This is a genomic window from Amycolatopsis thailandensis (assembly GCF_002234405.1).
Classification (GTDB): domain Bacteria; phylum Actinomycetota; class Actinomycetes; order Mycobacteriales; family Pseudonocardiaceae; genus Amycolatopsis; species Amycolatopsis thailandensis.
This window is the reverse complement of sequence record NZ_NMQT01000231.1, coordinates 1-664: the sequence shown is the minus strand read 5'-3', so window position 1 is coordinate 664 and position 664 is coordinate 1. Positions and strand designations below refer to the sequence as shown.

The 664-nt window shown below is 65.7% G+C and carries 1 protein-coding gene; it reads left to right on the top strand.

What is annotated here, in order from left to right; translation table 11 throughout:
- The coding region (locus tag CFP71_RS41830; protein ID WP_341866912.1) for a methyltransferase C-terminal domain-containing protein at positions 1-412 on the top strand (412 nt) is incomplete at its 5' end.
- Between the last annotated feature and the right edge of the window lie 252 nt (positions 413-664).

Below are 664 nucleotides of genomic sequence, written 5' to 3'. Positions count from 1 at the left end.
CGAGGAGGCCATCGGCCTGCACACGATGGCGCCCTACGAGAAGTTCGCCGCCAAGACCGAAGCGCACCGGGGCGAACTGCGCGACTTCCTCGACGCGTCGAGGGCCGCGGGCAAGCTGACGCTGGGCTATGGCGCGTCGACCAAGGGCAACGTGATCCTCCAGTACTGCGGCCTGACCGAGAAGGATCTGCCCGCCATCGGCGAGGTCAACGCGGACAAGGCCGGCTGCTTCACCCCGGGAAGCGAGATCCCGATCGTGTCGGAGGAAGACGCCAAAGCGCAGAAGCCCGACCAGCTGCTGGTCCTCCCGTGGGGCTACCGCGACAGTTTCATCGAGCGCGAGCACGAGTACCTCGCGAACGGCGGAACCCTGGTCTTCCCCCTTCCCCAGCTCGAAATCAAGTCTTCCTGAGCACTGACGGCCATCCCGGATCCGCGGTCCCGGCGAAGTCGTGCCGGGACCGCGGTTTCCGGCGTGAGGAGACCGATCCCCATGCTTGAAGACCCGGCGGACGCCCGGATCCTGGCGATTTCCCCGCATCTGAACGACGCGGTGCTTTCGGTCGGCGCGTGCCTCGCGCAGGCGGCGCGCGACGGGACGGGACACGTCTGAACTCCATCCACATTAGGAACTCCGTAGCCGTCTTCTGGTTGAAAAAAAAAA